Origin of the sequence: Alkalibaculum sporogenes (assembly GCF_009362815.1) — a bacterium.
GTDB classification, from domain to species: Bacteria; Bacillota; Clostridia; order Eubacteriales; family Alkalibacteraceae; genus Alkalibaculum_A; species Alkalibaculum_A sporogenes.
Window position 1 is genome coordinate 1 of record NZ_WHNX01000083.1, and the last position, 1,305, is coordinate 1,305.

At 37.2% G+C, this 1,305-nt stretch carries 2 protein-coding genes; both read right to left on the minus strand.

Annotated elements, in window-relative coordinates; all coding sequences use genetic code 11:
* Positions 1–555: cobalamin-dependent protein (locus tag GC105_RS16630; RefSeq protein WP_152807062.1), on the minus strand; the 555-nt coding region annotated here is incomplete at its 3' end.
* A 39-nt stretch (positions 556–594) separates the two neighbouring features.
* Positions 595–1,305: dihydropteroate synthase (locus GC105_RS16635; RefSeq protein WP_152807064.1), on the minus strand; the 711-nt coding region annotated here is incomplete at its 5' end.

The following is a 1,305-nucleotide window of genomic DNA, read 5'->3' on the forward strand; positions in this document are numbered from 1 at the left end:
TGCATATTCAGGAGTTACAGGTGCACCACCAACGATAACTTTAAATCCAGTTAATCCACTAGCTTTAATAGTTTCTACTGCTTCTTTAAGTGCCGGCATTGTAGTTGTAAGAAGACCAGAGCATGCAACTAAAGTTACATTGTCATTTGCTTTTATTGCATCGACAAATCCAGTTGCTGGTACGTCAACTCCAAGGTCAACCATGTTAAATCCAGCACTTTCAATCATCATTGATACAAGATTTTTACCGATATCGTGTAAGTCTCCTGCAACTGTACCTATAATGCATGTACCTAATGAAGACGCGCCATCACTAGCCATAAGAGGCTTAAGAACTTCAACACCTTTTGACATTGCTTTTGCTGCTATAAGCATTTCTGGTACGAAAATTTCCCCTGTTGAGAATTTGTCTCCTACGACACCCATTGAGTCAACCATAGCTTGTAGTATATCTTCTGCAGCATTTCCTTGATCTAATGCTTCCTGTACTAAACCTGGAACTAGTTTAGTTTTACCTGCTTCTACCTTAGCTTTTACTTCTGCAATCTTTGACATTAATAACTCCTCCTTTAATTTTAACACTTATATTATAAATTACTTTTTAGGACCGAATATACCTTCTCTATATGCACCTATATATTCCATACAGTAATCGTCTTCACCAAGTAAGGCTTCAGTAGCAAATATCATGCCCATTAAATCTCTGTTTAACGGATCAAGAATAGCACTGTCCATACCTGCATTCATTGCAAGAACAACAAATCCTTGGTTAACTAATTTACGAACTGGTAAGTTAAATGAAATATTACTTACAGCTCCTGAAACGTGAATAGTTGGGTATTGTGATTTTATTTCAGAAATTACGTCAGTAACAGTTTTAATTCCATCTTCTGAGGTACAAAGCATCTCAACTAATGGGTCAATATGGAAACGTGATGGGTCGATATTATATTCTTTTGCTTTTTCCATAATACCTGCAAATACTTCTAGTCGTTTTTCGGCACTTTTGGGAATACCAGTGTCGTCGCAAAGAAGAGCGAAACACTCCCATTTTGTATCAGCGATCAATGGGAAAATTTGATCAATCTTGTCCCCTTCTAATGAAACTGAGTTTAATAGGCCAGGCTTATTGCAAAACTTTATAGCTTCTGCACATGTTGCAACATTAGGGCTATCAACAGCTATAGGTGTATCTGTAACCTCCTGTACTAAGTCGATGAGCCATTTCATCGTTTCAAGTTCAATGCTATCTTCTACTGATGCACATACATCAATATAAGTTGCTCCTGCTTCCGTTTGAACTTT